The organism is Azospirillum sp. TSH58, from assembly GCF_003119115.1.
In the GTDB taxonomy this organism is placed as follows: Bacteria; Pseudomonadota; Alphaproteobacteria; order Azospirillales; family Azospirillaceae; genus Azospirillum.
On the sequence record NZ_CP022363.1, the window covers coordinates 322,426 to 344,803 of the forward strand.

16 protein-coding genes and 1 pseudogene are annotated in these 22,378 nt (G+C 70.5%); 4 read left to right on the plus strand and 13 right to left on the minus strand.

Translation table 11 applies throughout. The features are described from left to right. The first annotated feature begins 120 nt into the window (after positions 1-120). Entirely contained in the window at positions 121-957 is an 837-nt protein-coding gene (locus TSH58p_RS01340) for an alpha/beta fold hydrolase (RefSeq protein WP_109072727.1), read from the plus strand. A 141-nt stretch (positions 958-1,098) separates the two neighbouring features. Here TSH58p_RS01340 and TSH58p_RS01345 read toward each other — a convergent pair whose 3' ends face one another. Genes TSH58p_RS01345 through TSH58p_RS01355 form a run of 3 tightly spaced genes read right to left on the minus strand, consistent with a single transcriptional unit; the run spans position 1,099 to position 8,320 of the window. Then, positions 1,099-1,734, minus strand: coding sequence for a response regulator transcription factor (locus TSH58p_RS01345; RefSeq protein WP_109072726.1), 636 nt, complete (start codon positions 1,732-1,734; stop codon positions 1,099-1,101). Then, a complete protein-coding gene (locus TSH58p_RS01350; protein WP_109072725.1) occupies positions 1,734-3,275 on the minus strand; it encodes a response regulator in 1,542 nt (513 codons plus the stop codon). The genes TSH58p_RS01345 and TSH58p_RS01350 overlap by 1 nt, the downstream gene beginning before the upstream one ends. Then, on the minus strand, positions 3,272-8,320 hold the full coding sequence (locus TSH58p_RS01355; protein ID WP_109072724.1) for an AAA family ATPase: 5,049 nt from the start codon (positions 8,318-8,320) through the stop codon (positions 3,272-3,274). Before TSH58p_RS01355 ends, TSH58p_RS01350 begins: the two co-directional genes overlap by 4 nt. Before the next feature lie 184 nt (positions 8,321-8,504). Here TSH58p_RS01355 and TSH58p_RS01360 point away from each other — a divergent pair, with 184 nt between their 5' ends. Further along, the gene (locus TSH58p_RS01360; RefSeq protein ID WP_109072723.1) at positions 8,505-9,875 is read left to right on the plus strand and encodes an FAD-containing oxidoreductase; all 1,371 of its coding nucleotides are present in this window, start codon (positions 8,505-8,507) and stop codon (positions 9,873-9,875) included. Positions 9,876-9,884: 9 nt separating this feature from the next. Here the strand turns inward: TSH58p_RS01360 and TSH58p_RS01365 are convergent. After that, positions 9,885-10,693 (minus strand): annotated as a pseudogene (locus TSH58p_RS01365) (IS5 family transposase). A 175-nt stretch (positions 10,694-10,868) separates the two neighbouring features. On the opposite strand from TSH58p_RS01365, the gene TSH58p_RS01370 reads away from it, so the two are divergent. Next, positions 10,869-11,471 (plus strand): TetR/AcrR family transcriptional regulator, encoded by a 603-nt coding sequence (locus TSH58p_RS01370; protein ID WP_109469043.1) that lies wholly within the window; start codon positions 10,869-10,871, stop codon positions 11,469-11,471. An 87-nt stretch (positions 11,472-11,558) separates the two neighbouring features. Further along, positions 11,559-12,782, plus strand: a complete 1,224-nt coding sequence (locus TSH58p_RS01375; protein WP_109469044.1) for a YbfB/YjiJ family MFS transporter — start codon at positions 11,559-11,561, stop codon at positions 12,780-12,782. Here the strand turns inward: TSH58p_RS01375 and TSH58p_RS01380 are convergent. The 9 genes from TSH58p_RS01380 to TSH58p_RS01420 all read right to left on the minus strand — a co-directional run bounded on the left by TSH58p_RS01380 (position 12,696) and on the right by TSH58p_RS01420 (position 22,378). Beyond that, positions 12,696-13,706, minus strand: a complete 1,011-nt coding sequence (locus TSH58p_RS01380; RefSeq protein WP_109469045.1) for an AraC family transcriptional regulator — start codon at positions 13,704-13,706, stop codon at positions 12,696-12,698. The genes TSH58p_RS01375 and TSH58p_RS01380 overlap by 87 nt on opposite strands. Before the next feature lie 176 nt (positions 13,707-13,882). Next, positions 13,883-15,487, minus strand: coding sequence for an AMP-binding protein (locus TSH58p_RS01385; RefSeq protein WP_247874332.1), 1,605 nt, complete (start codon positions 15,485-15,487; stop codon positions 13,883-13,885). A gap of 29 nt (positions 15,488-15,516) precedes the next feature. Beyond that, a complete protein-coding gene (locus TSH58p_RS01390) occupies positions 15,517-16,590 on the minus strand; it encodes an SDR family oxidoreductase (RefSeq protein WP_109469046.1) in 1,074 nt (357 codons plus the stop codon). A gap of 26 nt (positions 16,591-16,616) precedes the next feature. Continuing rightward, a complete protein-coding gene (locus tag TSH58p_RS01395; protein WP_109469047.1) occupies positions 16,617-17,351 on the minus strand; it encodes an ABC transporter ATP-binding protein in 735 nt (244 codons plus the stop codon). After that, on the minus strand, positions 17,348-19,051 hold the full coding sequence (locus TSH58p_RS01400) for an ATP-binding cassette domain-containing protein (RefSeq protein ID WP_109469048.1): 1,704 nt from the start codon (positions 19,049-19,051) through the stop codon (positions 17,348-17,350). Before TSH58p_RS01400 ends, TSH58p_RS01395 begins: the two co-directional genes overlap by 4 nt. A gap of 15 nt (positions 19,052-19,066) precedes the next feature. Beyond that, positions 19,067-19,930 (minus strand): branched-chain amino acid ABC transporter permease, encoded by an 864-nt coding sequence (locus TSH58p_RS01405; protein ID WP_109469049.1) that lies wholly within the window; start codon positions 19,928-19,930, stop codon positions 19,067-19,069. A 67-nt stretch (positions 19,931-19,997) separates the two neighbouring features. Then, positions 19,998-21,143: an ABC transporter substrate-binding protein gene (locus TSH58p_RS01410; RefSeq protein ID WP_109469050.1), complete on the minus strand. Its 1,146-nt coding sequence runs from the start codon at positions 21,141-21,143 to the stop codon at positions 19,998-20,000. Between the two features lie 90 nt (positions 21,144-21,233). Next, entirely contained in the window at positions 21,234-21,980 is a 747-nt protein-coding gene (locus TSH58p_RS01415; protein WP_109469051.1) for an enoyl-CoA hydratase/isomerase family protein, read from the minus strand. Beyond that, positions 21,977-22,378 (minus strand): MaoC family dehydratase, encoded by a 402-nt coding sequence (locus TSH58p_RS01420; protein WP_109469106.1) that lies wholly within the window; start codon positions 22,376-22,378, stop codon positions 21,977-21,979. The genes TSH58p_RS01415 and TSH58p_RS01420 overlap by 4 nt, the downstream gene beginning before the upstream one ends.

Sequence of the window (22,378 nt, forward strand, 5' to 3'; positions counted from 1 at the left end):
CAAAATCCGTTCCGAAGAGACAATCAAGCCCGCAGCGCTTCCGCTACCCTCCGGCCATCACGACGGCCGCGACCGGTCCAGCCGACCGACTCCAAAGACCTGACCGAAGGAACGAGACCCATGCTCCAGGGCAGCCACGTCACCACCAAGGACGGCGTTCATATCCACGTCAAGCAATGGGGCCCGCAGACCGGACAGCCCGTCGTCTTCAGCCATGGTTGGCCGCTCACCGGGGACGCCTTCGAGGACCAGATGATGTTCCTGGCCCAGCACGGCTATCGCACCATCGCCCATGACCGCCGCGGCCATGGCCGGTCGTCGCAGCCGGGATTCGGCAACGATCTGGACCATTACGCCGACGATCTGGCCGCGGTCACCGAGGCGCTGGACCTGAGGAACGCCGTCCATGTCGGTCATTCCACCGGCGGCGGCGAGGTCGCGCGCTACATCGGCCGCCACGGCGTGTCGCGTGTCGCCAAGGCGGCGCTGATCGGCGCCATCACGCCCATCATGGTGAAGACCGCCTGGAACCCGGACGGCGTGCCGATGGAGGTGTTCGACGGCATCCGCGCCGGCGTGAAGGCCGATCGCTCCCAGTTCTTCAAGGATCTCACGATCCCCTTCTACGGCTACAACCGTCCCGGCGCCAAGGCGTCTCAGGGCGTGATCGACAGCTTCTGCATGCAGGGGATGATGGGCGGCCTGCTGGCCGAGTACGAGTGCGTCAAGGCCTTCTCCGAGACCGACCAGCGCGACGATCTGAAGAAGATGATCGTTCCGACGCTGGTCCTGCATGGCGACGACGACCAGATCGTCCCGCTCGCCACCACCGGCAAGGCCGCCGCCGCCATGCTGCCCAAGGGCACGCTGAAGATCGTCTCCGGCGCCCCGCACGGCCTGTGCACCACCCACAAGGACGTCGTGAACGAGGAACTGCTGGCCTTCATCCGGAGCTGAGCCGGACGAACCGGTCGGACGGCCCCCGGTTGAACAGTCCCTGACCGAACAGCCCCCCGCCGAACAACCAAGATCCGCGGTGCCCGGTTGCGTCCGGGCACCGCGCCCCTGTTCGACTCCGGCGCGCCTGGCCCGGCGGCGTCACGGGGCGTGGTCGGGCACCAGGCTGTCGACGATGCGCACCAGATCCACGACGGACCTCACCCCCATCTTGCGCATGGCCTGACCGCGGTGCAGCTTCACCGTCGCCTCGCTGAGGTCCAGGTCACCGGCGATCTGTTTGTTGCGCCGGCCGGACACCACCATCATCGCGACCTCGCGCTCGCGCGCGGTCAGCGTGTCGAAGCGGGCGCGCTGGGTGACGAGGCTGCGCTCCTGGTCACGCCGCTCGCCGTGGCGGGTGATGGCGGCGTGGATCGCGTCCAGCAAATGCTGGTGGTGGACCGGCTTGGTCAGGAATTCGAAGGCGCCCGCCTTCATCGCGCGGACCGACATCGGAACGTCGCCATGCCCGGTGATGAAGATCACCGGAAGGCTGTTGCCGCAGCGCGCCAGCTCCGCCTGGAAATCCAGCCCGCTGCGCCCCGGCAGCCGCACGTCCAGCACCATGCAGCCGACGTCGATGGCCGGTTGCTGGTCGATGTACTGCTGCACCGACCCGAAGCTCCGGACCGGCAGCCCGACGGAGTCGAGCAGCCCCTCCAGCGCTTCGCGGACGGCTGCATCGTCGTCGATGACCACCACGGTCACCGTTTCCTCGGCGGCCTTGCGCCCCATCACGTCTCTCCGAGCGATACCGGGATCACGAATTCGAACACGCTCCCGCACGGCGTGCCCGCCGTCGCGGTCAACCGCCCCCCATGCAGCTCCACGATGGACCGGCTGATCGAGAGCCCCATGCCCAGCCCGCCGGGCTTGGTGGTGTACAAGGCGCGGAAGAGGACATCCGGATCGGCCTCCGCGATGCCCGGCCCGCTGTCCTCGACGCGGACGCCGATCCCGCCGTCGCCGCTCCCGGTCGCGATGCGCAGGCGCCGCGGCGGCCGGTCGGAGGCGGCCATCGCTTCGATGGCGTTCATCACCAGATTGAGGATGAGCTGCTGCAGCTGCACCCGGTCGCCATGGACCCAGGGCGGACCCGCCTGGAGATCGGTTTCCACGGCGATGCGGGCCCGGCGCAGCTCCGCCCGCACCAGCGCCAGCGTCTCGACGATCAGGGCGTTCATGTCGACCCATCCCGGATCGGCCGGGGTCCGCCGCGCCAGCGCATGGATGCTGCGGACCACGTCGCCGGCCCGCTGGGCGTCGCGCACGATCCGCTCCGCCACGGCGCGGGTCTTGCCGAGGTCGGGTTCCGGCTGCGACAGGTGCTGGAGGCAGGTGCCGGCGTTGGTGATGATCGCCATCAGCGGCTGGTTGACCTCGTGCGCGACGGCGGCAGCCAGTTCCCCCATCACGGTGAGCCGGCCGATATGGGCGAGGTCGGCCTGGGCCTTGCGCAAGGCCTCGGCGATGCGGCGGCGCTGGGTCAGGTCGCTGAACACCAGGATGGCGCCGGCCACCTCGCCGCGGTCGTCGATGATGGCGGAGCAGCGCTCCTCCACCACGATTCCGGTCATCTCGGCCGCGGCCGCATCGGGCCGGGCCGGAGCCGTTTCGCCGCGGGGCAGCAGGCGGGACAGCCGGTCCGGCGGGGCGTGCGCGCCGCTGCGCCGGACGAGGGCGGAGAAATCCTCCTGCGGCTCCTGGGTTTCCTCGTCCACGGCGACGAAGACGGAGGTCAGCGGCTGCCCGGCCGCGTCCGCCGCCGTCCAGCCGGTCATCGTTTCCGCCACCCGGTTCATGAATTCGACGCGCCCGTCGCGGTCGCACAGGATGACCCCGTCGCGGATGCTCGCGAGCGTGGCGGCGTAGCGCCGTTCGCTCATCCGCAGCCTGGCATCGCTGGCCTGCTTGAAGAGCGCCATCTGGATGACGGTGCGCATCTGCGGCTCTTCGAGGGGCTTCAGCAGATAGCCGAAGGGCTCCGTCCGGCTGGCCCGCTCCACGATCTCGTCGTTGGCGTAGGCGGTGAGGAAGACGACGGGTATGCGCTGCGCCTCGCGGATCCGGCGCGCCGCCTCGATCCCGTCCATCTCCCCGTCCAGGCGGATGTCCATCAGGACCAGATCGGGCTGATGGCTGCCGGCCAGCCGCACCGCCTCCTCGCCGCTGGCCGACAGGCCGACCACGACATGCCCCATTCGGGAAACCTGATGCTGAATATCACGCGCGACGATGCGGTCGTCTTCAACGATCAGGATACGAGCCGCGATCATTCATCTCCCCGATTGCGCCCCTTCAAGGGAAAGGCAACGACGAATTCTGTTCCTGTGCTGGGGTTGTATTCCAACGCACCGTGCAACTGAGCGGTCAAGTCCGCGATCAGCTGGAAACCGAGCGTGTCCATCCTATCGGGATCATAACCACCGGGCAAGCCCACGCCGTCGTCGCGGACGGTCAGCCGGCACTCCCGCCCGTCCACCGCCAGGACCACGCCCAGCACCCCGCCCCGCCCCCCCGGAAAGGCGTGCTTCAAGGCGTTGGAGACTAGCTCATTGACGATCAGGCCGCAGGGCACCGCGCGGTCGAGGTCGAGCTGCAGGTCGTCCATGGCGGTTTCCAGCCGCACCGCGCCGGCCTGCCGGGAATAGGCGCGCAGCAGGTGGGCGCACACCGATTCCAGATGCTCGCGCATCGGCACGCGGGCGAAATTGCCGAGGCGGTAAAGGTTCTCGTGCACCAGCGCCATCGAGCGCACGCGATCGCGGCTGTCGGCGAACAGGGCGGCGACCGCCTCGTCCTCGACGCGGCGGGCCTGGAGGTTGAGGAGGCTGGTGACGAGTTGCAGGTTGTTCTTCACCCGATGGTGGATTTCCTTCAGCAGCGCCTCCTTCTCGTCCAGCGTCGCGGTCTCCAGCGCCGCCGCGGCCTGGGCGCCGAGCAGCGTCAGGACGTTGACCCGCTGCGGCGTGAAGGCATGGGTGGCCAACGCGTTCTCCAGATGCAGCAGACCGACGACGCGGCGGCGGCGCAGCAGCGGCATGCACAGGATGGACCGCGCCTCCGTCTGGCGGAAATAGGGATCGGCGGAGAAGGGGCCGGACGCCCGGGTGTCGTCGACGATCACCGCCTCCTGGTCGCGGATCGCGCCGTGGACGATGGCGTGGGGCAGCGGGATGCGCTCGGCATCCTCGCGGACCAGCCGGACCGACACGCCGTAGAGCCCGGTCGTCGCCTCCGCCTCCACCCGCAGCCCGTCGCCGCGGGCGAGGATCAGCAGACCGCGGCTGGCGCCGGCATGCTCCAGGACCAGGGTCAGCAGGGTGGTGGTGAGCTGCTCCACGCCCGCTTGCTCGGAGACCGCGCGCAGCGTCCCGAGGAGCGCCGCCGGATCGATGCCGTCGAAGCCACGCGGAGCCTCCGGCGGGGCCGGCTCGACCGTTTCCAGGGCGAGGGATGGATAACGCCGGGCGAGCTGCCGCACCTTGGCGGTGGCGCCCCACCGCGCGTAGGCCTCGGCGGCGTCGCGGACGCAGGCGCGCTCCAGCGTCGCCAGCCCCAGCCGGCGGTAGTGGCCGGCGGCGCATTCATGGGCCAGCGCCTCGACATGCGGCAGGGCGTTGCGCCGGGCCGCCTGGACCGCGCGGTCGTAGCCGCGCATCGCGTCCTCCGTCCGCCCCTGGGTCCTCGCCGCCTCCGCCTCGACGAGGGCGAGGCGGGCGTCGAAGCTGTCGGGGCCGTGGACCGCCCAGTCGCGCAGCTGGCCAAGATGCCGGTCGAGCGCCGCGGCGTGGCGGGCGCGGTGGTCCGCAGGGGCGTCGTCCATCGCCCCGGCCCGGGACAGGGCGGCGTGGACGTGGAACTCCGCCATCTCCCAATGACCCGACGTGGTCCACAGCAGCCCCTCCGCCCGTTCCGCCGCCTCGACCGCCGCCGTCATCTCCCCGGCGATGCAACGGAGCTGGAGGGTGCGTATCCAGTGCCAGCAGGTGGCGATGTCCAGGCTGGGGTTGGCGAGCAGCCGCGCCTCGAAGGCGGCGTTGTCGAAGCCCTGGCCGCCAAATTTCCGTGCATCGAAGCCGCCGATCGCGTCGGTCTGGCCGCGCAGGGCGCGCAGCAGTTGGAGCTGGGTGGTCAGGATGTCGGCGCAGAGCCCGAACCTGACCTGCCGGACATAGGCGAGGCGCGCCTCGGCCGTGCGCTGGACCGTCGCCAGCGGATCGCCCGACGCCAGCATGCTGGTAACGAGCGTGACGCTGGTGAAACCACCGTAGGTGACGTCGCCGACTTCCCGCGCCTCCTCGAAGGCGCGCAGCAGCAGGGCGCGCTCGCTGCGGATGTCGCGGGTCCACGGGACGACGTGATAGGCGAAGGTCATCAGCACCCGCGCCCGGTAGCGCGTCGGCCCCTGCCGCTCCGCGAGATCGTAACCGAGGCGGCCGAAGTCGTAGCCGGCGGCGTAGTCGCCGAAACAGGGGCCGGCCATCATGCCGAGATAGGCGAAGCCCAGGGCGGACGCGTCGCCGCGCCCGTTCCGGAGGGTCAGGTTGGCCATCCGGCAGAGGATCAGGCAGACGAGGTTGCGGTCGCTGAAGAAGGCGGGTGGCAGGGCGGCGGCCAGCACGTCCAGCGTCGCTTGGCTGTCGGGATCGGCGACGGTGGACAGCGACGCCAGCGACGCGATGGGCCGGTCGCCGATGGCCGCCCGCAGCCGCTCATACTCCTGCTCCGCCAGGGCGGCCGGCGGGTGGGCGGGCCAATCGATCCCGACCCCCCGCAGATAGGCCAGACAGGAGTCGACGGCGCGGTCGCTGCGGTCGATCGCGGTGTGGACGGTGACGAGCAGCGCCGTGATCGCGGCGCGGTCCGCCGGATATTCGGCCCGGCCGGCGAGGGCGAGCAGGCGTCGCTCCGCCTGCTGCAGGTCGCCGCAGAGGAACTCGCACTCGGCCTGGAGATGCTCCAGCGCGAAGGCCAGCCGGCCGTCCCGCCGCCCATCCCCCCCGCCCTCCAGCAGACGCAGGCCGCCCAACGCATAGGCCAGCGCCGAACCGTGGGCGCTGGCGGCCTTGGCCTGATGGCCGGCGGCGAGATGAAGGGCGGCCACCTCCGACCGTTCGCGCCCATACCCGATCAGCGGGAGGCAGCGATCGTACTGGCCGACCAGGGCGAACAGCCGCTCCCCCGTCAGGTCGCCCGCGAAGCCGCGATGCAGCGCGCGGGCGATGCCGAGGTGGAGCGCCCCGCGCGTGTCCTCCGGCACCAGGGCGTAAGCGCCTTCCTGCACCCGGTCGTGGAGAAAGCGGACTCCGTCCCCGGTGCGCAGGATCAGGCCCTCGGCCAGCACCGGCTCCAGTCGGCGCGCGGTCTCCTCCTCCGTCAGGCCGGCGGCCAGGGCCAGGGTGGACAGCCGGACGGCGGCGCCGAGCGCGGCATGGCGGAACAGCAGGTCGCGCGCCGGCGCCGGGAAGCGGGCCAGCCGTTCGCCCATCAGCGTGGCGATGCCGGCGCCACCCGGCGCCCGCTCCACCGCCGCCAGATCCCAGTCCCAGCGCTTGGCGTCGCGGTCGAACCACAGATGGCCGGAGCGCTCCAGCGCGCTCAGCAGCTGGACCACGAAGAAGGCGTTGCCGCCGGTCCGCTCCTGCAGCCGTGCGGCGAGGGCCGCCACCGCGTCGGGCTTGCGGTCCAGCGTGTCGGCGACCATGCGGCGCAGATCGTCGGGGGACAACGGTCCCAGCGCGATCCGCTCGCAATCGATCGCGTCGCCGGCCGCTTGAATCCGGCGCATCAGCGCCTCCAGCGGGTGGCCGCCGCCGACCTCGTCGCTCCGGTAGGCGCCGACCAGCAGCAGATGGCCCACGCCCCCGTCGGCGACCAGCCGGTCCAGCAGGTCCAGCGTCGCACCGTCCAGCCATTGCAGGTCGTCGAGGAACAGGACCAGCGGATGGTCGGGGTGGGCGAAGACCTGCAGCACGCGCCGGAACAGCAGGTCGAAGCGGTTCTGGGCCTCCCGCGGCGGCAAGGGGGGCACGGCGGGCTGCGCGCCGATCAGCAGGGCGAGATTCGGGATGAGCGCGGTCATCAGGGCACCGCCCTCGCCCACCGCCTCCGCCAGGGCGCGGCGCCAGTGGTCGCGATGCGGGGCCGGCAGCGCCAGGATGCGGGTGACCAGCCCGCGGAAGGCGTCCGCCAGGCTGGCATAGGGAAGGTCGTGCTCGCCCTGGTCGACCTTGCCGCCGGCGAACAGACCCTGCGGCGGCACCACACGCTCCTCCAGCGTCCGGACGACCGCCGACTTGCCGACCCCCGACCGGCCGGCGATCAGGACGATGCCCATCCGGCCGCGGGCGGCGACCCGCTCGAAGGCGGCCTCAAGGGTGGCCGTCGGCTCGTCCCGCCCATAAAGGCCCGGCGGCGGCACCAACCCCTCCGGCAGATCGCGCCGGCCGACCGGAAAGGCGGGAATGCGGCCCTCCATGTCCCAAAGCCGGAGGGCGTGGGCAAGGTCGCGGACAAGGCCGTCGGCGGTCTGGTAGCGGTCCTGCGCCATCTTGGCCAGCAGCCGCAGCAGGAGGTCGGCGATGGCGGGGGGCAGGTCGGGCGCATGGTGGGTGGGTGGGATCGGCGCCCGCGCGAGATGGCTGTGCACCCATTCCATGGGATCGCACGCGGCGAAGGGAAGCGCGCCGGTGAACAGCTCGTAGAGCGTGACGCCCAGCGCGTAGAGGTCGCTGCGCTGGTCGACGGGCCGGCTGGTCCGCCCCGACTGTTCGGGGGCCATGTAGGGCAGCAGCGCGTCCGGCCGCCCGGCGGGGTGGAGCGGCGGCACCGGCACGGGGAAGGCCCGGCCGAAGCCGGTCAGGCGCACCGCGCCGTCATCATCGACCAGCAGGTTGAACGGCCGCAGATCGCCGTGCAGCAGGCCGCGGCGGTGCAGGTGCGCCACCGTCTCCGCGATGCGGAGCGCCAGCGCGAGCCGCTGGCGGAAGGGCATCGCCGGCACGGGCAGCGCCGACAGCGGCTGTCCACCCGGATCGGCGAGGGTCAGAACCGGGACATGGCCATGCTGCAGAAGATCGAGCGGCTTGACCGCCCAGGCGGGGTCGAGCCGGCGGGACAGGGCGTGCTCGCGCCGCAACCGGTCGAGCGCGTCGTCGAAGCGTCCGGCCTGATCGTTCGGAACCGTCACCGCCATGCGGGCGAGGATGGGAAAGGGCTGGTCCGGCCGCGTCACGCGCAGCAGGCGGCTTTCCCCGTCGCTGTCCAGGACGCGGCTGCCGGAACCGGCTTCCGTCAGATGATCGATGCTGAGTTCCATGGATCGGCCCCTCTCCCTCGACGCCCATGGTAGCGGCATTCCGCCGCCAAGGGGGACTCCGCCGACGGATCGCCCGATCTTGACCGGCCGCCGGCCACACTTAGCTTTGCTTGCGGCCCGATCGGCGCCGGCATCCCGCCGGCGGCGGTCCGCCACTCCCAAGGTCCGGCTGCAGGAGCGCGCCATGGTCGACGCCATCATCATCGGAGCCGGCCAAGCCGGGCCACCGCTCGCCGGGCGCCTCACCGCCGCCGGCATGACCGTCGCGGTCGTCGAACGCAAGCTGTTCGGCGGCACCTGCGTCAACACCGGCTGCACCCCCACCAAGACCTTGATCGCCAGCGCCCGCGTGGCCCGGATGGCGCAGCGCGCCGCCGAATACGGCGTGGTTCTGGACGGCCCGGTGCGCGTCGACATGGCCCAGGTCAAGGCGCGCAAGGACGCGGTCTCCGGCCGGTCGCGCCAGAATGTCGAGCGCTGGCTGCGCGGCATGCCCGGCTGCCGGGTTCTGCAGGGCCACGCCCGTTTCGAATCCCCCAACAGCGTGCGCGTCGGCGACGAGGTGCTGACGGCGGAGCGCATCTTCATCAACGTCGGCGCCCGCGCCGCGGTGCCGGACATGCCGGGGGTGCGCGACGTCGGCATCCTGACCAGCGGCACGATCCTCGACCTCGACCGCGTGCCGCGGCATCTGGTGGTGGTCGGCGGCAGCTACATCGGCCTGGAATTCGCGCAGATGTACCGCCGTTTCGGCGCCGAGGTGACCGTCGTGGAGAAGGGCGAGCGGCTGATCGCGCGCGAGGACCCCGATGTTTCCGCGGCGATCCGCGACCTGCTGGAGGCGGAAGGCGTGACGGTCCGCCTGTCGGCCGACTGCATCCGCTTCGCCCCCCACGACGACGGCGTGGAGGTGGGCGTGACCTGCGCCTCCGGCGCGCCGTCGGTGGTGGGAAGCCACGCGCTGCTGGCGGTGGGGCGCGCGCCCAACACCGACGACCTCGGCCTCGACCGGGCCGGGGTGGAGACCGACGCCCGCGGCTACATCACGGTGGACGAGACGCTGCGCACCACCGTGCCGGGCATCTGGGCGATGGGCGACTGCAACGGGCGCGGCGCCTTCACCCACACCGCCTACAACGACTTCGAGATCGTCGCGGCGAACCTGCTCGACGGCGACCCGCGCAGCGTGGACGACCGCATCCAGGCCTACGCCCTCTACACCGACCCGCCGCTCGCCCGCGTCGGCATGACCGACGAGGCGGTCCGCCGCTCCGGCCGGCGCGCGCTGGTCGGCATGCGGCCGATGACGCGCGTCGGGCGCGCGGTCGAGAAGGGCGAGACGCAGGGCTTCATGCGGATCGTCGTCGATGCCGACAGCCGGGAGATCCTGGGCGCCGCCATCCTCGGCCCCGGCGGCGACGAGGCCATCCACGGCGTGTTGGACATGATGTACGCCAAGGCGCCCTACCCCACCCTGCAACGCGCCGTCCACATCCACCCCACGGTGGCCGAACTGCTGCCGACCCTGCTGGGCGAGCTGAAGCCATTGGACTAGGTCCTGTTCTCAAACCCTGAGCCATAGTCGGATAGCCCCGATGTGGACCATGGCGAGGTAGTTGGCGGCGAGTTTCTCGTATCGGGTGGCGATGCGACGGAACTGTTTGAGGCGGTTGATCAGGCGCTCGATGGCGTTGCGGGAGCGATAGGCGGCCCAATCCACCAGAGCACAGGGCTTCTGGCTGGAGGGCTGTGGGATCACCGCCCCGATCCCGCGCCGACGCAGGTAGCGGCGGATGGCTTGGCTGGAGTAGGCGCGGTCAGCGACCACGCGCTCGGGTCTTTCCCGCGGTCGTCCACCTGCCACTCGGCGCACTGCGACCGCCTCCATCAGCACCGTCAACGCGCTCTGGTCGGCGGCTTGACCGGGGCTCAGCACGAAAGCGAGCGGTTGGCCGTGGCGGTCGGCGCGCAGGTGGATCTTGGTTGAGAAGCCGCCGCGCGAGCGGCCAAGCGCTTGGTTCAACTGCCCCCTTTTGCGCCGGCGGCGTGCTGGTGGGCGCGGACCACTGTGCTGTCGACTTGGTGCAGGCTCCAGTCCAACTTGCCGGCCTCATCCGCCTCGGCCTGAACCAGTTCCAACACGCGCTCCCATACCCCGGCCTTGCGCCAGCGGTAGAAGCGGTTGGCCGCCGTCTGCCAGGGACCGTACTCGGCCGGAAGATCGCGCCAGGGCGAGCCGGTGCGGTTCACCCACAGGATCGCCCGCACGGTGCGCTCCAGGTCCCGCGCCGGCCGGCCCGTCCACGGGCGTTCCGGCGGAAGCAACTCCAGCAAATGCTGAAGCTGCTCATCGCTCAGTTCAGATCGTGCCATCCCCCTTCAACAGGGCACAGCCAAACCCTCACAGCCTTTGAGAACAGAACCTAGCGGCGCGGCGGCGGCGCAGGTCAGTCCTGCGTCCGCGCGACGGCGAAGGCCCTTGACCGCCATGTCACCGGGCGTATTTTGGATCACATGATCTAAAACACCGGCTCGGAAGGCGGGACCCATGGCTCGGCCGCGGAAATTCGATGAGATGGCGGTGCTGGACGCGGCGGTGGACCGCTTCTGGACCCAGGGGTACGAGGCGACCTCCACCCGCGAGCTGGCCGACAGCATGCGCATGACGCTCGCCAGCGTGCACAACGCCTTCGGCGACAAGCGGGCGCTGTTCCGCCGCGCCCTGGAGCATTACCTGGACGGGTCGCTGCGCGCCCGCATCGCCCGGCACGAGGCGGCGGCATCGCCGGCCCTCGCCATATCCGGCTTCCTGCGGGAGAGCATCGAACGGTCGCTCGGCGACGGCTGCCGGCGCGGCTGTCTGCTGGTGAACTCCGCGCTGGAGGTCACGCCGGACGACCCCGACCTGCGCGACTTCCTGAACGCGGAACTGACGACCATCGAAGACTTCTTCCGCCGCTGCATCGTCACCGGGCGGCGGAGCGGCGCGATCCCGGCCGGCATCCCCGACGACGACGCGGCGCGTCTGCTCTTCTCCTGCCTGCTGGGCATCCGCGTCCTGGCCCGCATCCGCCCCGAACGCGACCTGTTGGAGGGGGCGGCGCGCGCCGCCCTGGCCAGCCTGGGGCTGCCGCCGATGCCGGATTCCTGACCGCCCGACCGGCTCCCTCCTTCCCCACCTCATCCCGATCAACGGGGCGGACCGCAGCGGCGGTGCCGCCAACAGGGACGCACGCCCATGAGCAGGATCTCCGCAACCGCGGCCATGGACCGCCTCGACGGCGCCGCCTGGATGGCGACCCTCGCCGGCATGGCGGGAAGCCTCGTCGCCGTCGGGCTGGCCCGCTTCGCCTACACGCCGCTGGTCCCGTCGCTGATCGAGGCCCATTGGTTCTCCGCCGCCGACGCGGTGACGCTGGGTGCGGCGAACTTCGCCGGCTATCTGGCGGGCGCCCTGCTCGGCCGGCCTGTGGCCAGCCTGTTGCCGAACCGGGCGCTGCTGCGGGTGCTGATGCTGACGGCCTCGCTCGCCTTCATCGCCTGCGCCTATCCGCTGTCGACCGGCTGGTTCTTCGGCTGGCGCTTCGTCTCCGGGCTGGCCGGGGGCGGCATCATGGTCCTGGTCGCGACCAGCATCCTGCCCCACGTCCCGGCGGCGCGGCGCGGCTTCGTCAGCGGCATGATCTTCCTCGGCATCGGGCTGGGGATCGCGGCCTCCGGCACCGCCGTGCCGGCGCTGATGCGGCTGGGCTTGCGCGAGACATGGCTGGGGCTGGGCGGCCTGTCGCTGCTGCTGACCGCCCTGTCCTGGTTCGGCTGGCCGCCGTCGGCCCCGCCGCAGGCCGCCGCCGCCGCCCCGGTGGACCATGCTCCGCGGCACGAAGGGCGCGCTCTCCGCGCGCTCTACGCCGAGTACGCGCTGAACGCGCTGGGCTTGGTGCCGGTCATGCTGCTGCTGGTCGATTATGTCGCCCGCGGCCTGCATCACGGCGCGGACGTCGGCGCTCTCTGCTGGGTCCTCTACGGCGCGGCGTCGGTGGCCGGACCGGTCGCCGCCGGATCGTTGGCCGACCGGATCGGCTACGCCGCGGCCTACCGCACCGCGCTGCTGCTCCAGGCGGTCGCCGTCGCCGCCCTGGCCATCAGCGGCCATCCGCTGGTGGTCGGGGTCGCGACGGTGGTCATCGGCGCCCTGACTCCGGGCGTGGTTCCGCTGGTGCTGGGCCGCATTCACGAATTGCTGCCGCTCAGCCCGTCGGAGCAGCGCGCCGCCTGGAGCCGGGCCACCACCGCCTTCGCCCTGTTCCAGGCGCTGGCAGGCTATGGCTACTCCTCTCTCTTCGCCCACAGCGGGGGGAACTACGCCGCGGTCTTCCTATGCGGCGCCGTCGCCCTGGTGTCGGCGCTGGGCATCGACATCCTTGTCTACGCCCGGCGCCTTGGCCGGCGGGCAGAGGGATGAGAGGGATGAAGCCGTCGCCACCGTGGAAGCCGCATGCCCTCGCCGCCAATGCCGTGGCGAGACGCCGACGAGACGGCTGAAGGTGCGGGTGAAATGGCTCTGATCGGCGAAGCCGCAGGCCAGCGCCACGTCGGCGAGCGTCCGGGACCCTTCGCGCATCAGCGTCTTGGCCTGCTCGACCCGCTGCCGCAGCAGCCATTGGTAAGGCGTCGTGTCGGCGGTGCGGCGGAAGGCGCGGACGAAATGGCCGACCGACAGCCGGCATTCGGCGGCGAGGTCGGCCAGCCGGATGTCCCCGTGGAGGTTGGCGGCGATGATGTCCTTCACCCGCCTTTCCTGCCAGGAGGCCAGCGTTCCGCCACGCCCGCCGCCGCTCATCCGCCCATAGGCGGTGACGAGATGGGCCGCCAGCGCCGAGCAGAGGTGGTCGTGGAACAGCAGGCTCATCCGCTCCGGGCAGGTCAGGGCCGGAAGCATGGCCGACGCCAGCGCCGAGACGGTGGGGTCCTTCAGCGGACGGCTGGGTTCGATCGCCAGATCGTCCAGCCGGACGCCGCGGCCGTCCGGGCAGACGCTTTCCAGCAGCGAACGGGGCAGATGGAAGGTCAGCGTGTCGAAGGCCGAATGCATGTGGCAGTCGATGGTGCGGCGGTAATCGTGGATGGAGGTCAGACCGGCGATGTTGCCGGGCTTCTCGACCAGCACACCATCGACCCGGATGTCGGAATGGAAGTTCGACAGATGATGGCTCACCAGGAAGGCGTCCTCGCGCTCCGGACGGCGGAAGCGGCCGATGCCCCCGCTCAGGCAGCGCACCCGCGCGACCCCGGCCGTTCCACGGGGCGACCGGAGGACCAGCACCTCGGGCTCCTGCGGCACGGGGATGTAGCGCAGATGAAGATTGCTCTGATGGTCCGGGGCCATCGGTGTCTCCGTCGACATGCCGGCGGACCGCCGCCTGTGCTCCGACAGAGGTTAGACGCGGCCCCATGCCACGCACCATTAGACAGAGAGAAGCCGCCGCAACATTTCGGTAGGACGCACCTAGACAATGGTTTAGGCGGCTCCGTCGCAAAGTCGACCCTATTGGTGACGAGGCATCATCCCGACGGCAAGGCCTCGCGGTCCCAGGTTCCGTCGTTCGGCAGCGCGCGCAGCTTGTGACGTTCCACCTCGCGCTTGGTCACGGATCGGGGAAAGCTCTCCACGAAGGCGATGAAGCGGGGGATCTTGAAGGCGGCCATGCGGCCCTCGCACCACGCGGCGATGGCGGCGGGCTCCACGCCGCTGCCCGGTTCGCGGATGACGAACGCCTTCACCTCCTCCTCGCCCTTCTCGGACGGGGTGCCGACCACCACGACCTCGCGCACGCCCGGACACCGGCTGAGCACGCTTTCCACCTCATAGGCCGACACGTTCTCGCCGCGGCGGCGCAGCCAGTGGGCCTGACGGCCGGTGAAGTGCAGATAGCCGTCCGCGTCCAGATGGCCGAGATCGCCGGTGTGCAGCCACAGGTTCGACAGGCATTCCAGCGTGCGTTCCGGCGCGTTGAAATAGCCCGACATGAAAATGTGCGGGTAGCGGGGGCGCAGGGCGATCTGGCCGGTGACGCCGGGCGGCACCGGCTGGTCGTCCTCGTCGAGGATGGTCACCTCCGCCCAGCCGTGGGTCAGCCCGTTGGCGCGCGGCTTGGGCGAGTCCATCCGGTTGTTGACGATCAGCACCCCGCCGGTCTCGGTCAGCGAATAGACGTTGACGAAGCCGACGCCGAACCGCTCCACGAAACGGTCGGCCACGGCGGGCGGGATCTGCCCGGTCACCCCCAGCGAGACGCGCACCCGGTGGTCGCGGTCCGCCGGGCCTTCCGGCAGCTCGGTCAGCACGGTGATCATGGTGCCGATGAGATCGACGATGGTCGCCCCGGTCTCCCGCGCCCGCGCCCAGAAGCTGCTGCCGCTGAAGCGCCGGTCGATCACCGTGGGGATGTCGGCGACCATCGGCCCCATCACCCCCAGCATCAGCCCGCCGACGTGGAACAGCGTCAGGATCGAGTAATGGACGTCGTCCGGCTTCGTCTCGAACGCCTCGACGTAGCGCATCCCCGCCGCGATCCAGGCGAAATGCGGCAGCAGCGCGCCCTTGGGCAGGCCCGTGGTGCCGCCGGTGTAGATGATGACCGCCGGATCGCCGCCGGACACCTCCACCGCCGGCAGCGGGTAACCCGGCTCCAGAAGCTCGGCGAAGGCGGGGAAGCGACCGCCGGCCCCCGCTTCGCCGTCGTCCACCGCATAGACCCGCATGCGGGGCAGCCGGTCCGCGACCGCCTCCACCCGTTCCGCCAGTTCGCCGTCCACCACCAGGACGGCGGGCGTCGCGTTGGTCAGGGTATGGACGAGGTCCTCGCCCACCAGACCGGCGTTCAGCGGCACCCAGATCGCCCCCAGCTTGCCGGCGGCGACCCAGGTCAGCAGATGCTCCGGCGCGTTGCGCAGGAAGCAGGCCACCCGGTCCCCCTTGCGCACCCCCAGCCGGTGCAGGTTGGCGGCGACACGGGCGGACTCCCCGTCCAGTTCCCGGTAGCTCATCGCCCGCCCGGCGACGGTCAGCCGGGGCGCATCCCCGTGCTGCGCCGCGCGGGCGGCGACCACCGCCGGCAGGGTTTCCCACTGCACCGGAACGCCGTGGATTTTGCGCGTGATGGTCATGCGGCGCCTCCCCTCATGTCGCCCCTCCCTCATTCCGGCAGGATGCGCCGCTTCTGCAGCTCCTGCAGGAGATCGACGAACATCTCCTCGCTGTCCACGCACTCGTGGAAGCCCAGCTTGCGCGCCTTGATCGTGCTCATGTGGTGCGGGTTGGGGCGCTGGCCGTAGCCGAACAGGAAGTCGGCGAACTGCCAGGACGGCACGACCTCGGTGTATTTGTAGGGCTTGAGACCGTGCTTGGCGACCACGCGGTCCCAGATCGGCTCGTTCTGCGGCATGATGCGGGCCAGCGAGAAGGGCTGCGCCGGCTCCAGCTCCATGCGGAACAGCTCCGCCACCTTGGGGAACACGTTCTCCCAGACATAGACGTCGCCGTTGGCGATGTTGAAGACCTGGTTGGCGCATTGCGGGCTGGTGCCCGCCCATTCCGCGGCCTTGGCGATCAGCCGCGCGTCGGTCGCCTCGCCGATGCGCGACGCCCCGCCGGGGAAGCGCAGCGGCAGCCCGTATTCGCGCGATACGGCGGCGAAGACGCCGATGGCGGTGATGATGTTCAGCGGGCTGCCGACGGCGAGGCCGCAGACGATCTGCGGGCGCAGCACGCTCCAGCTCCATTCCTTGCCCTGCTGGCGCTCGGCAATCCAGTCTTGCTGGTCGTAGTAGAAGTTGGGACGCATGTAGCGCTTGTCGCTCTCGCGCGCCGGCTGGCGGAAGGGGCCGAGATGGCCGCCATAGGCCTTGGTGCCCTGCAACAGCGTGATGTGGCGCAGGTTGGGCGACACCGCCTCGACATTCTCCACCACGTTCTTCAGCATGGCGAGGTTGGTCTCGACATGGTCCCATTCCGACCAGCCGCGCGTCACGTCGGGCTTCTCGTAGACGGCGGTGTAGCAGATGTTGGTGACGCCCTTGATCTCGCGCAGCTTGCGGCAGTCGTCGGGGTCGCGCAGATCGACGGCGGCCCATTCGGCGGTGGTTTCGAAATCCGGGGTGCGGCGCGACACGCCGCAGACGTCCCAGTCCGGGGAGGCTTCGAAATGCTCCAGCATCGGGCGGCCGACGGTCCCCAGCGCCCCCACGATCAGCATCTTCTGACGGGCCATGATTTCGTCCTTCTGTGCGGAAGTCTTCAGAAAAGGGTCATCAGGTATTGGCGGTCGCCCAGCGGTTCGGGCGCGCCCTCGTAAATCTTGCGGCCGGTGCGCAGCACGGTGACGCTCTGCGCGATGGGCAGCGCGTGGACGACGTTCTGCTCGACCATCAGCACGGCCATGCGCAACGCCCGGTTGACCTCGGCGATGGCCTCCATGACGCGCTGGACGAGGTTGGGGGCGAGGCCGATGGACGGCTCGTCGAGGATCATCACGTCGGGCCGGTGCATCAGCGCCATGCCCATCGCCAGCATCTGCTGCTGCCCGCCCGACATGGTGCCGGCGATCTGGCCGGCGCGTTCGCGCAGGATCGGGAACAGGTCCATCACCGCGTCGCGGTTCGCCCGGATCTCGGTCGGGTCGTTGGCGGTGTAGGCGCCGAGTTCCAGGTTCTCGCGCACCGTCAGGCTGCGGAAGATGCCATGCCCCTGCGGAACCAGCGCGATCCCCGCCTTGACGTTGTCGGCGCAGCGCCGCCGGGTGATGTCCTCCCCCCGGTAGCGGACGGTCCCGGATGTCGGCCGCAGGAGCCCGAAGACGGAGCGCACCAGCGTCGTCTTGCCGGCCCCGTTGTGGCCCAGCAGCACACGGATCTCGCCGGCCCGCACCGTCAGGTCCATGTCGTGGACCACTGCCCGCTTGCCGTAGCCGGCGCTGAGGCCGCGCACCTCCAGGATGGGTTCGGCGATCGGCATGGTGTGAATCTCGGTCATCCGAAATACCTCTCGGCCAGTTCGCGGTCGCGCATCAGCGTGTCCGGCGGTCCCTTGGTCAGCACGCGCCCCTCGTCGATGAAGACGATCTCGTCGCAGACGCCGCGGATGACCTCCAGATTGTGCTCGATGATGCAGACCGCCTTGTTGGCGCGGGCGAGATCGCGGATCACCCCGCAGATGCGCTCCACCGTCACGGTGTCGAGGCCGGACAGCGGCTCGTCGAGCAGCAGCACGTCGGCCCCGGTCGCCAGCAGCCGGGCGATGACCAGCAGCTTCTCCTCGGCGTAGGACAGGTTGGCGGCGGTCTCGTCGGCCTTGGCGAGCAGCCCGACGAAGGAGGCGATCTCCAGCGCGCGGGCGACGTTCTCGCGGTCGGCCCGGCGGACGAGGCCGGGGCGGAAGTAGACGTCCAGCGGACGGTCGCCCGGCTGCGCGGGCAGCGAGACCAGGATGTTCTCCACCACCGTCAGCTTGGTGAACAGCTTCAGGTCCTGGAAGGAGCGGGCCAGCCCGGCGGCCACCACCTCGTGCGGCTTCAGTTTCGTCACGTCGCGGCCCCGGTAGAGGATGGTGCCGCCGGTCGGGCGCAGGAAGCCGGACAGCAGGTTGAAGGCGGTCGTCTTGCCGGCGCCGTTGGGGCCGATCAGCCCGACGATCTCGCCGCGCTTCAGGTCGATGGTCAGGTCCTTGACCGCCTGGATGCCGCCGAAATGCTTGGACAGCGAGGTCGCGGAGACCACCACCTCGCCCGGCGTGCCCGCCGCGCGCTCCACGGCGCCCGACAGCGGGCCGTTGGCGGGAACGCTGGAGCGCGCGGCCCCGGTCGGGGTGCGGAACACCGTCTCGGGGAACAGCCCCTCCGGGCGCAGCCGCAGGATGACGATCAGCACCACGCCGTAGATCACCTGCCGCACCATGTCGGCGATGTCGCCCGGCACATGGACGAACTTCAGCCCCTCCGGCAGCAGCACCAGGATCGCCGCCCCGGCCAGCGAGCCCCACAGGTTGCCCATGCCGCCCAAAATCACCATGGCGAGGATGAGGATGGTCTCCTCGATGGTGAAGGACTCCGGGTTCACGAAGGCGATGTAGTGGGCGACCAGGGACCCGGCGACCGAGGCCAGCCCCGCCGACATCGCGAAGACCACCAGCTTCATGTGGACGAGGTTCTTGCCGACCGCCTGGGCCGCCGCCTCGTTCTCCCGCATGGCGCGCAGCGAGCGCCCGAAGGGCGAGGCGCCGAGCCTCCAGGCGACGGCGCAGCACAGCGCCGCCATCACCGCGGCCAGAGGCAGGAAGCTCGCCGGGCTGGTCAGCGCCGTGCCGAACAGCGACACCGGCGGGATGCCGGCGATGCCGTCCGGCCCGCCGGTCAGCGGCTTGCTGTTCATCAGCACGTCGATGGTGATGGCCTGCAGCGCCAGCGTGATGACGACCAGATAATGGCTGCCCACCCGCATGGCGGGAAAGGCGACCAGCAGGCCGATGCCGGCGGTCACCACCACCCCGGCCAGAAGGGTCAGGGGAAAGCCGATGCCGAGCTTCGTCGCCAGGATGCCGGCGGCGTAGGCGCCGCTGGCGTAGAAGGTGGCGTGGGCCAGGGCGAAGATGCCGCCGAACCCGATCAGCAGGTTGAAGGAGGTCGCCAGGATGCCGTAGAGGCAGACCATGACGAGGATGTGGGCGAGATATTCCATGGACCTGTTCCCCCCTCAAGCCCGGCGGACGATGCCGGAGGGGCGGGCGAGCAGGAACCCGAACAGAACCACGAAGACGATGGTGTTCTGCCACTCGGTGGGGATCTGCCACATGCCCAGGCTCTGCACGAAGGCCAGCAGGAAGGCGGCGATCACCGCCCCGCGCAGCGACCCCACCCCGCCGACGATCACCGCGACGAAGGCGACGAACACCGCGCCGAAGCCCATGTTGGGGTTCAGCCCGTCGCGCAGCAGGACCAGCGCCCCGGCCACCGCCGACACCGCCGATCCCAGCGCGAAGACCAGGATGGACAGGCGCGTGGTGTCGATGCCGATGACGGTGGCCATCTCGCGGTTGTCGGCCATGGCGCGGATGGCCTTGCCGTAGCGGCTGGCCCGCAGGAACAGCGCGATGCCGCAGCCGACCAGCAGCGCCGCCGCCACCTGCCCCAGTTGCACCGTGGTGAAGAAGGCGTTGCCGACGAAATGGACGTCGTAGGCGACGCTGTCGACCGTCTTGACGCCGGTGCCGAAGACGATGCCGATCAGGTTCTTCATGACGATGAACAGGCCGAGCGAGGCCACCAGAACGACGAAGGGCGGGCTGCCGCTGATCTCGAACGGGCGGTAGATGAACAGGTAGCAGCTGACGCCGAGCGCCGCGGTGAAGGCGATCCCCAGCAGCACCGCCGCCCAGAAGGGCAGCCCGGCGAGCGCCGCCAGCGCCCAGATGGCGTAGGCGCCGACGGCGTAGACCGGCCCGTAGGCGAAATGCACGACGCCGGTGGTCCCGAAGATCAACGCGAAACCCATCGCCAGCAGGGCGAAATGCGCGCCGTTGAACAGACCGTTCAGGGTCAGTTGGATGAGCAAGTCCATGGAATGGCGCTCCTGATTTTTCCCCCTCTCCCCAGAGGGGAGAGGGCTAAGTCGGGCGGACCGACGATCAGTCGCCCGAGGTGAACTTCACGAACGTCTGCTCGCCGTTCTCCAGGCGGAACACCGCCACCGGCTTCTGCGCCACGCCGTTCTTGCGGAAGGTCAGCGTCTTGCCATAGACGCTGTCGAAGGTCGGGTTCTCCCACAGCGCCTGCACCAGACGCTCGCCGCTGTAGTAGTCGCCGCCCTTGGCCTTTGCCCGCCGGATCAGCTCGGCGACGACATAGACGCCCTCGTAGTAGTTGGCGGCGTAGAAGTCGGGCATCTCGCCGAACTTCGCCTTGTAGGCGTCGGCGAAGCGCTTGGACCAGGGGTTCTCGTCGGTGGCGGCGAAGTAGTCTGTGACGACCTCCACCCCCTCGGCGTGCTTGCCGGCGACCTTGGTGTCCTCGGCGGTCCATTCCATGCAGTAGACCGGCTGCTTCATGCCCAGCTCGCGCATGCGCTTCACCGCCAGCCCGGCCTGCGGCGTGGTCGGCCAGTTGGCGATGGCGTCGGGCTGGGAGGCGCGCAGCTTGGCGACCTGGGTGTCGATGTTGGCGGCGTCGGCCTGGAACTGCTCGGCGGCGACCATCTTCAGCCCCATGCCCTCCCACGCCTTGGTGGTGGCGGCGATGGTGGCGTCGCCGAACTCCGACTTGATGGCGATCTGGGCGAGCTTCTTCGCCCCCTGCTCCGCCGCGCGGTGGGCGATGCCGGCGGCCAGGTCCGACGCCATGGAGCGGATGTTGAACATGTAGGGGGAGGTGCCGACCGTCTGGGCGCTGACCCCGCCGCCGTTGATCATCATCACCTTCTTCTGGTCGCCGATGGGCATGGTGGCCAGCGTCACCGTGGAGAAGGAGGGCAGCACCGCCTTCACCCCCTCGACGTCGATCAGCCGGTTCATCCCGGCGACCGCGGCCTGGGCGCTGCCGCTCTTGTGGTCCTCGATGACCAGTTGCAGCTTGATGCCGTCGATGCCGCCCTGGGCGTTGATCTCGTCCACGGCGAGCTGCGCCCCGGCGCTCATCACCTTGCCGTAATGGGGCGAGGCGCCGGTCATCGCGAAGATGCCGCCGATCTTGTAGACCGCCGGATCGGCGGCCAGGGCGGCGCCGCCGGTGAGCGCGCTGGTCAGCACGAGCGCGGCGAACAGGGTGCGTTTCGACATCGTTCCCTCCCAGGAATCCGTTGTTCGGGGGTGACGCGGTCCCGTTGGCGGGACTCGTTGCCGTTTCGAAAGACAGTCAGCGGGCGCCCCTCAGCGGGCGAAGGACAGACCGGACAGCAGCCGCCGGACCGACGGCGCCGCGTGGTTCTCGGCCAACAGCGGGGCCAGCCGCGCGGTCTTTTCCGCCATCGACGGGCGGTTCTCCATCCGCAGGATGCGCCGGCCCGCCGCCAGGGCGTCCAGCCGGTCGCGGTAGTAGGAGATGCGCGCCTCCGCCGCGTCGGCGAAGCCGTCGGCGGGCAGGATCTCGGTCAGGAAGCCCAAGCCGTAGGCCGCCGCCGCGTCCATCATCCGGCCCCCCACCAGGATCTGAAAGGCCAGCGCCGCCGGCAGCCGTTCCGTCAGGGCGGCGTGGACGAAGGCCGGATAAAGGCCGAAGCGCATCTCCGGAAAGCCGAACTGTACGTCCTCGGCGCCCAGCACGAGGTCGCTGAGGCACGCCACGATGCAGCCGGCGCCCATCGTCCGGCCATGGACCACGCTGATCACCGGCACCGCCGAGCCGTGCAGCGCCTGCATCGCGGCCCGCAGCGCCTCTTCCTGGGCGGCGAAGGCCTCGGCGCCGCGGGCCATCTCGGCCACGTCGCCGCCGGCGCAGAAGCCGCGTGGCCCGGCGCCGTCGATCGCCACCAGCGCCGCCCCGGCGGCGGGCGCGCCGTCCACGGCCTCGGCCAGCGCCCGCAAGGTCGCGGTGTCGAGCGCGTTGATCTTCTCGGGCCGGTTCAGGGTGATGCGCCGCAGGTCGCCGTCGTCGCGGACGAGAAGCGTGCCGGTCATGACGGCGCCCTCCCCGCCCCGTGCAGGATGCGTCCGGCGATCACCGTCTCGCCATGCTGGTTGTCGATCCAGACGTCGTAGCCGTCCCCCTCGGCGCGGCGCTGGCCGCCCGCGGTCACCACGTCGTCCTCGCGCACCGGGCGCAGGAAGCGGATGTCGAGCGTCGCGTCGGACACCGCCGCCTCGCCCAGGCTGCGGCGGACCGACTGCCAGAGCAGGTTCACCGACAGCAGGCCGTGGGCGATGATGCCCTTCATCGGCGTCGCCGCCGCGAAATCGGGATCGACGTGGATCGGGTTGAAGTCGTCGGTCAGCTCGGCGTAGAGCCGGATCGCCGCGCGGTCGATCCGCTTGGTGACCGGGGTCAGGCGGTCGATGGGGGTCGTCCCGTCCGCCAT

Coding starts and splice junctions, on each gene's coding strand:
- TSH58p_RS01340 (WP_109072727.1), top strand. CDS start 121: ATGCTCCAGGGCAGCCACGTCACCACCAAGGACGGCGTTCATATCCAC.
- TSH58p_RS01345 (WP_109072726.1), bottom strand. CDS start 1,734: ATGGGGCGCAAGGCCGCCGAGGAAACGGTGACCGTGGTGGTCATCGAC.
- TSH58p_RS01350 (WP_109072725.1), bottom strand. CDS start 3,275: ATGATCGCGGCTCGTATCCTGATCGTTGAAGACGACCGCATCGTCGCG.
- TSH58p_RS01355 (WP_109072724.1), bottom strand. CDS start 8,320: ATGGAACTCAGCATCGATCATCTGACGGAAGCCGGTTCCGGCAGCCGC.
- TSH58p_RS01360 (WP_109072723.1), top strand. CDS start 8,505: ATGGTCGACGCCATCATCATCGGAGCCGGCCAAGCCGGGCCACCGCTC.
- TSH58p_RS01370 (WP_109469043.1), top strand. CDS start 10,869: ATGGCTCGGCCGCGGAAATTCGATGAGATGGCGGTGCTGGACGCGGCG.
- TSH58p_RS01375 (WP_109469044.1), top strand. CDS start 11,559: ATGAGCAGGATCTCCGCAACCGCGGCCATGGACCGCCTCGACGGCGCC.
- TSH58p_RS01380 (WP_109469045.1), bottom strand. CDS start 13,706: ATGGCCCCGGACCATCAGAGCAATCTTCATCTGCGCTACATCCCCGTG.
- TSH58p_RS01385 (WP_247874332.1), bottom strand. CDS start 15,487: ATGACCATCACGCGCAAAATCCACGGCGTTCCGGTGCAGTGGGAAACC.
- TSH58p_RS01390 (WP_109469046.1), bottom strand. CDS start 16,590: ATGGCCCGTCAGAAGATGCTGATCGTGGGGGCGCTGGGGACCGTCGGC.
- TSH58p_RS01395 (WP_109469047.1), bottom strand. CDS start 17,351: ATGACCGAGATTCACACCATGCCGATCGCCGAACCCATCCTGGAGGTG.
- TSH58p_RS01400 (WP_109469048.1), bottom strand. CDS start 19,051: ATGGAATATCTCGCCCACATCCTCGTCATGGTCTGCCTCTACGGCATC.
- TSH58p_RS01405 (WP_109469049.1), bottom strand. CDS start 19,930: ATGGACTTGCTCATCCAACTGACCCTGAACGGTCTGTTCAACGGCGCG.
- TSH58p_RS01410 (WP_109469050.1), bottom strand. CDS start 21,143: ATGTCGAAACGCACCCTGTTCGCCGCGCTCGTGCTGACCAGCGCGCTC.
- TSH58p_RS01415 (WP_109469051.1), bottom strand. CDS start 21,980: ATGACCGGCACGCTTCTCGTCCGCGACGACGGCGACCTGCGGCGCATC.
- TSH58p_RS01420 (WP_109469106.1), bottom strand. CDS start 22,378: ATGGCGGACGGGACGACCCCCATCGACCGCCTGACCCCGGTCACCAAG.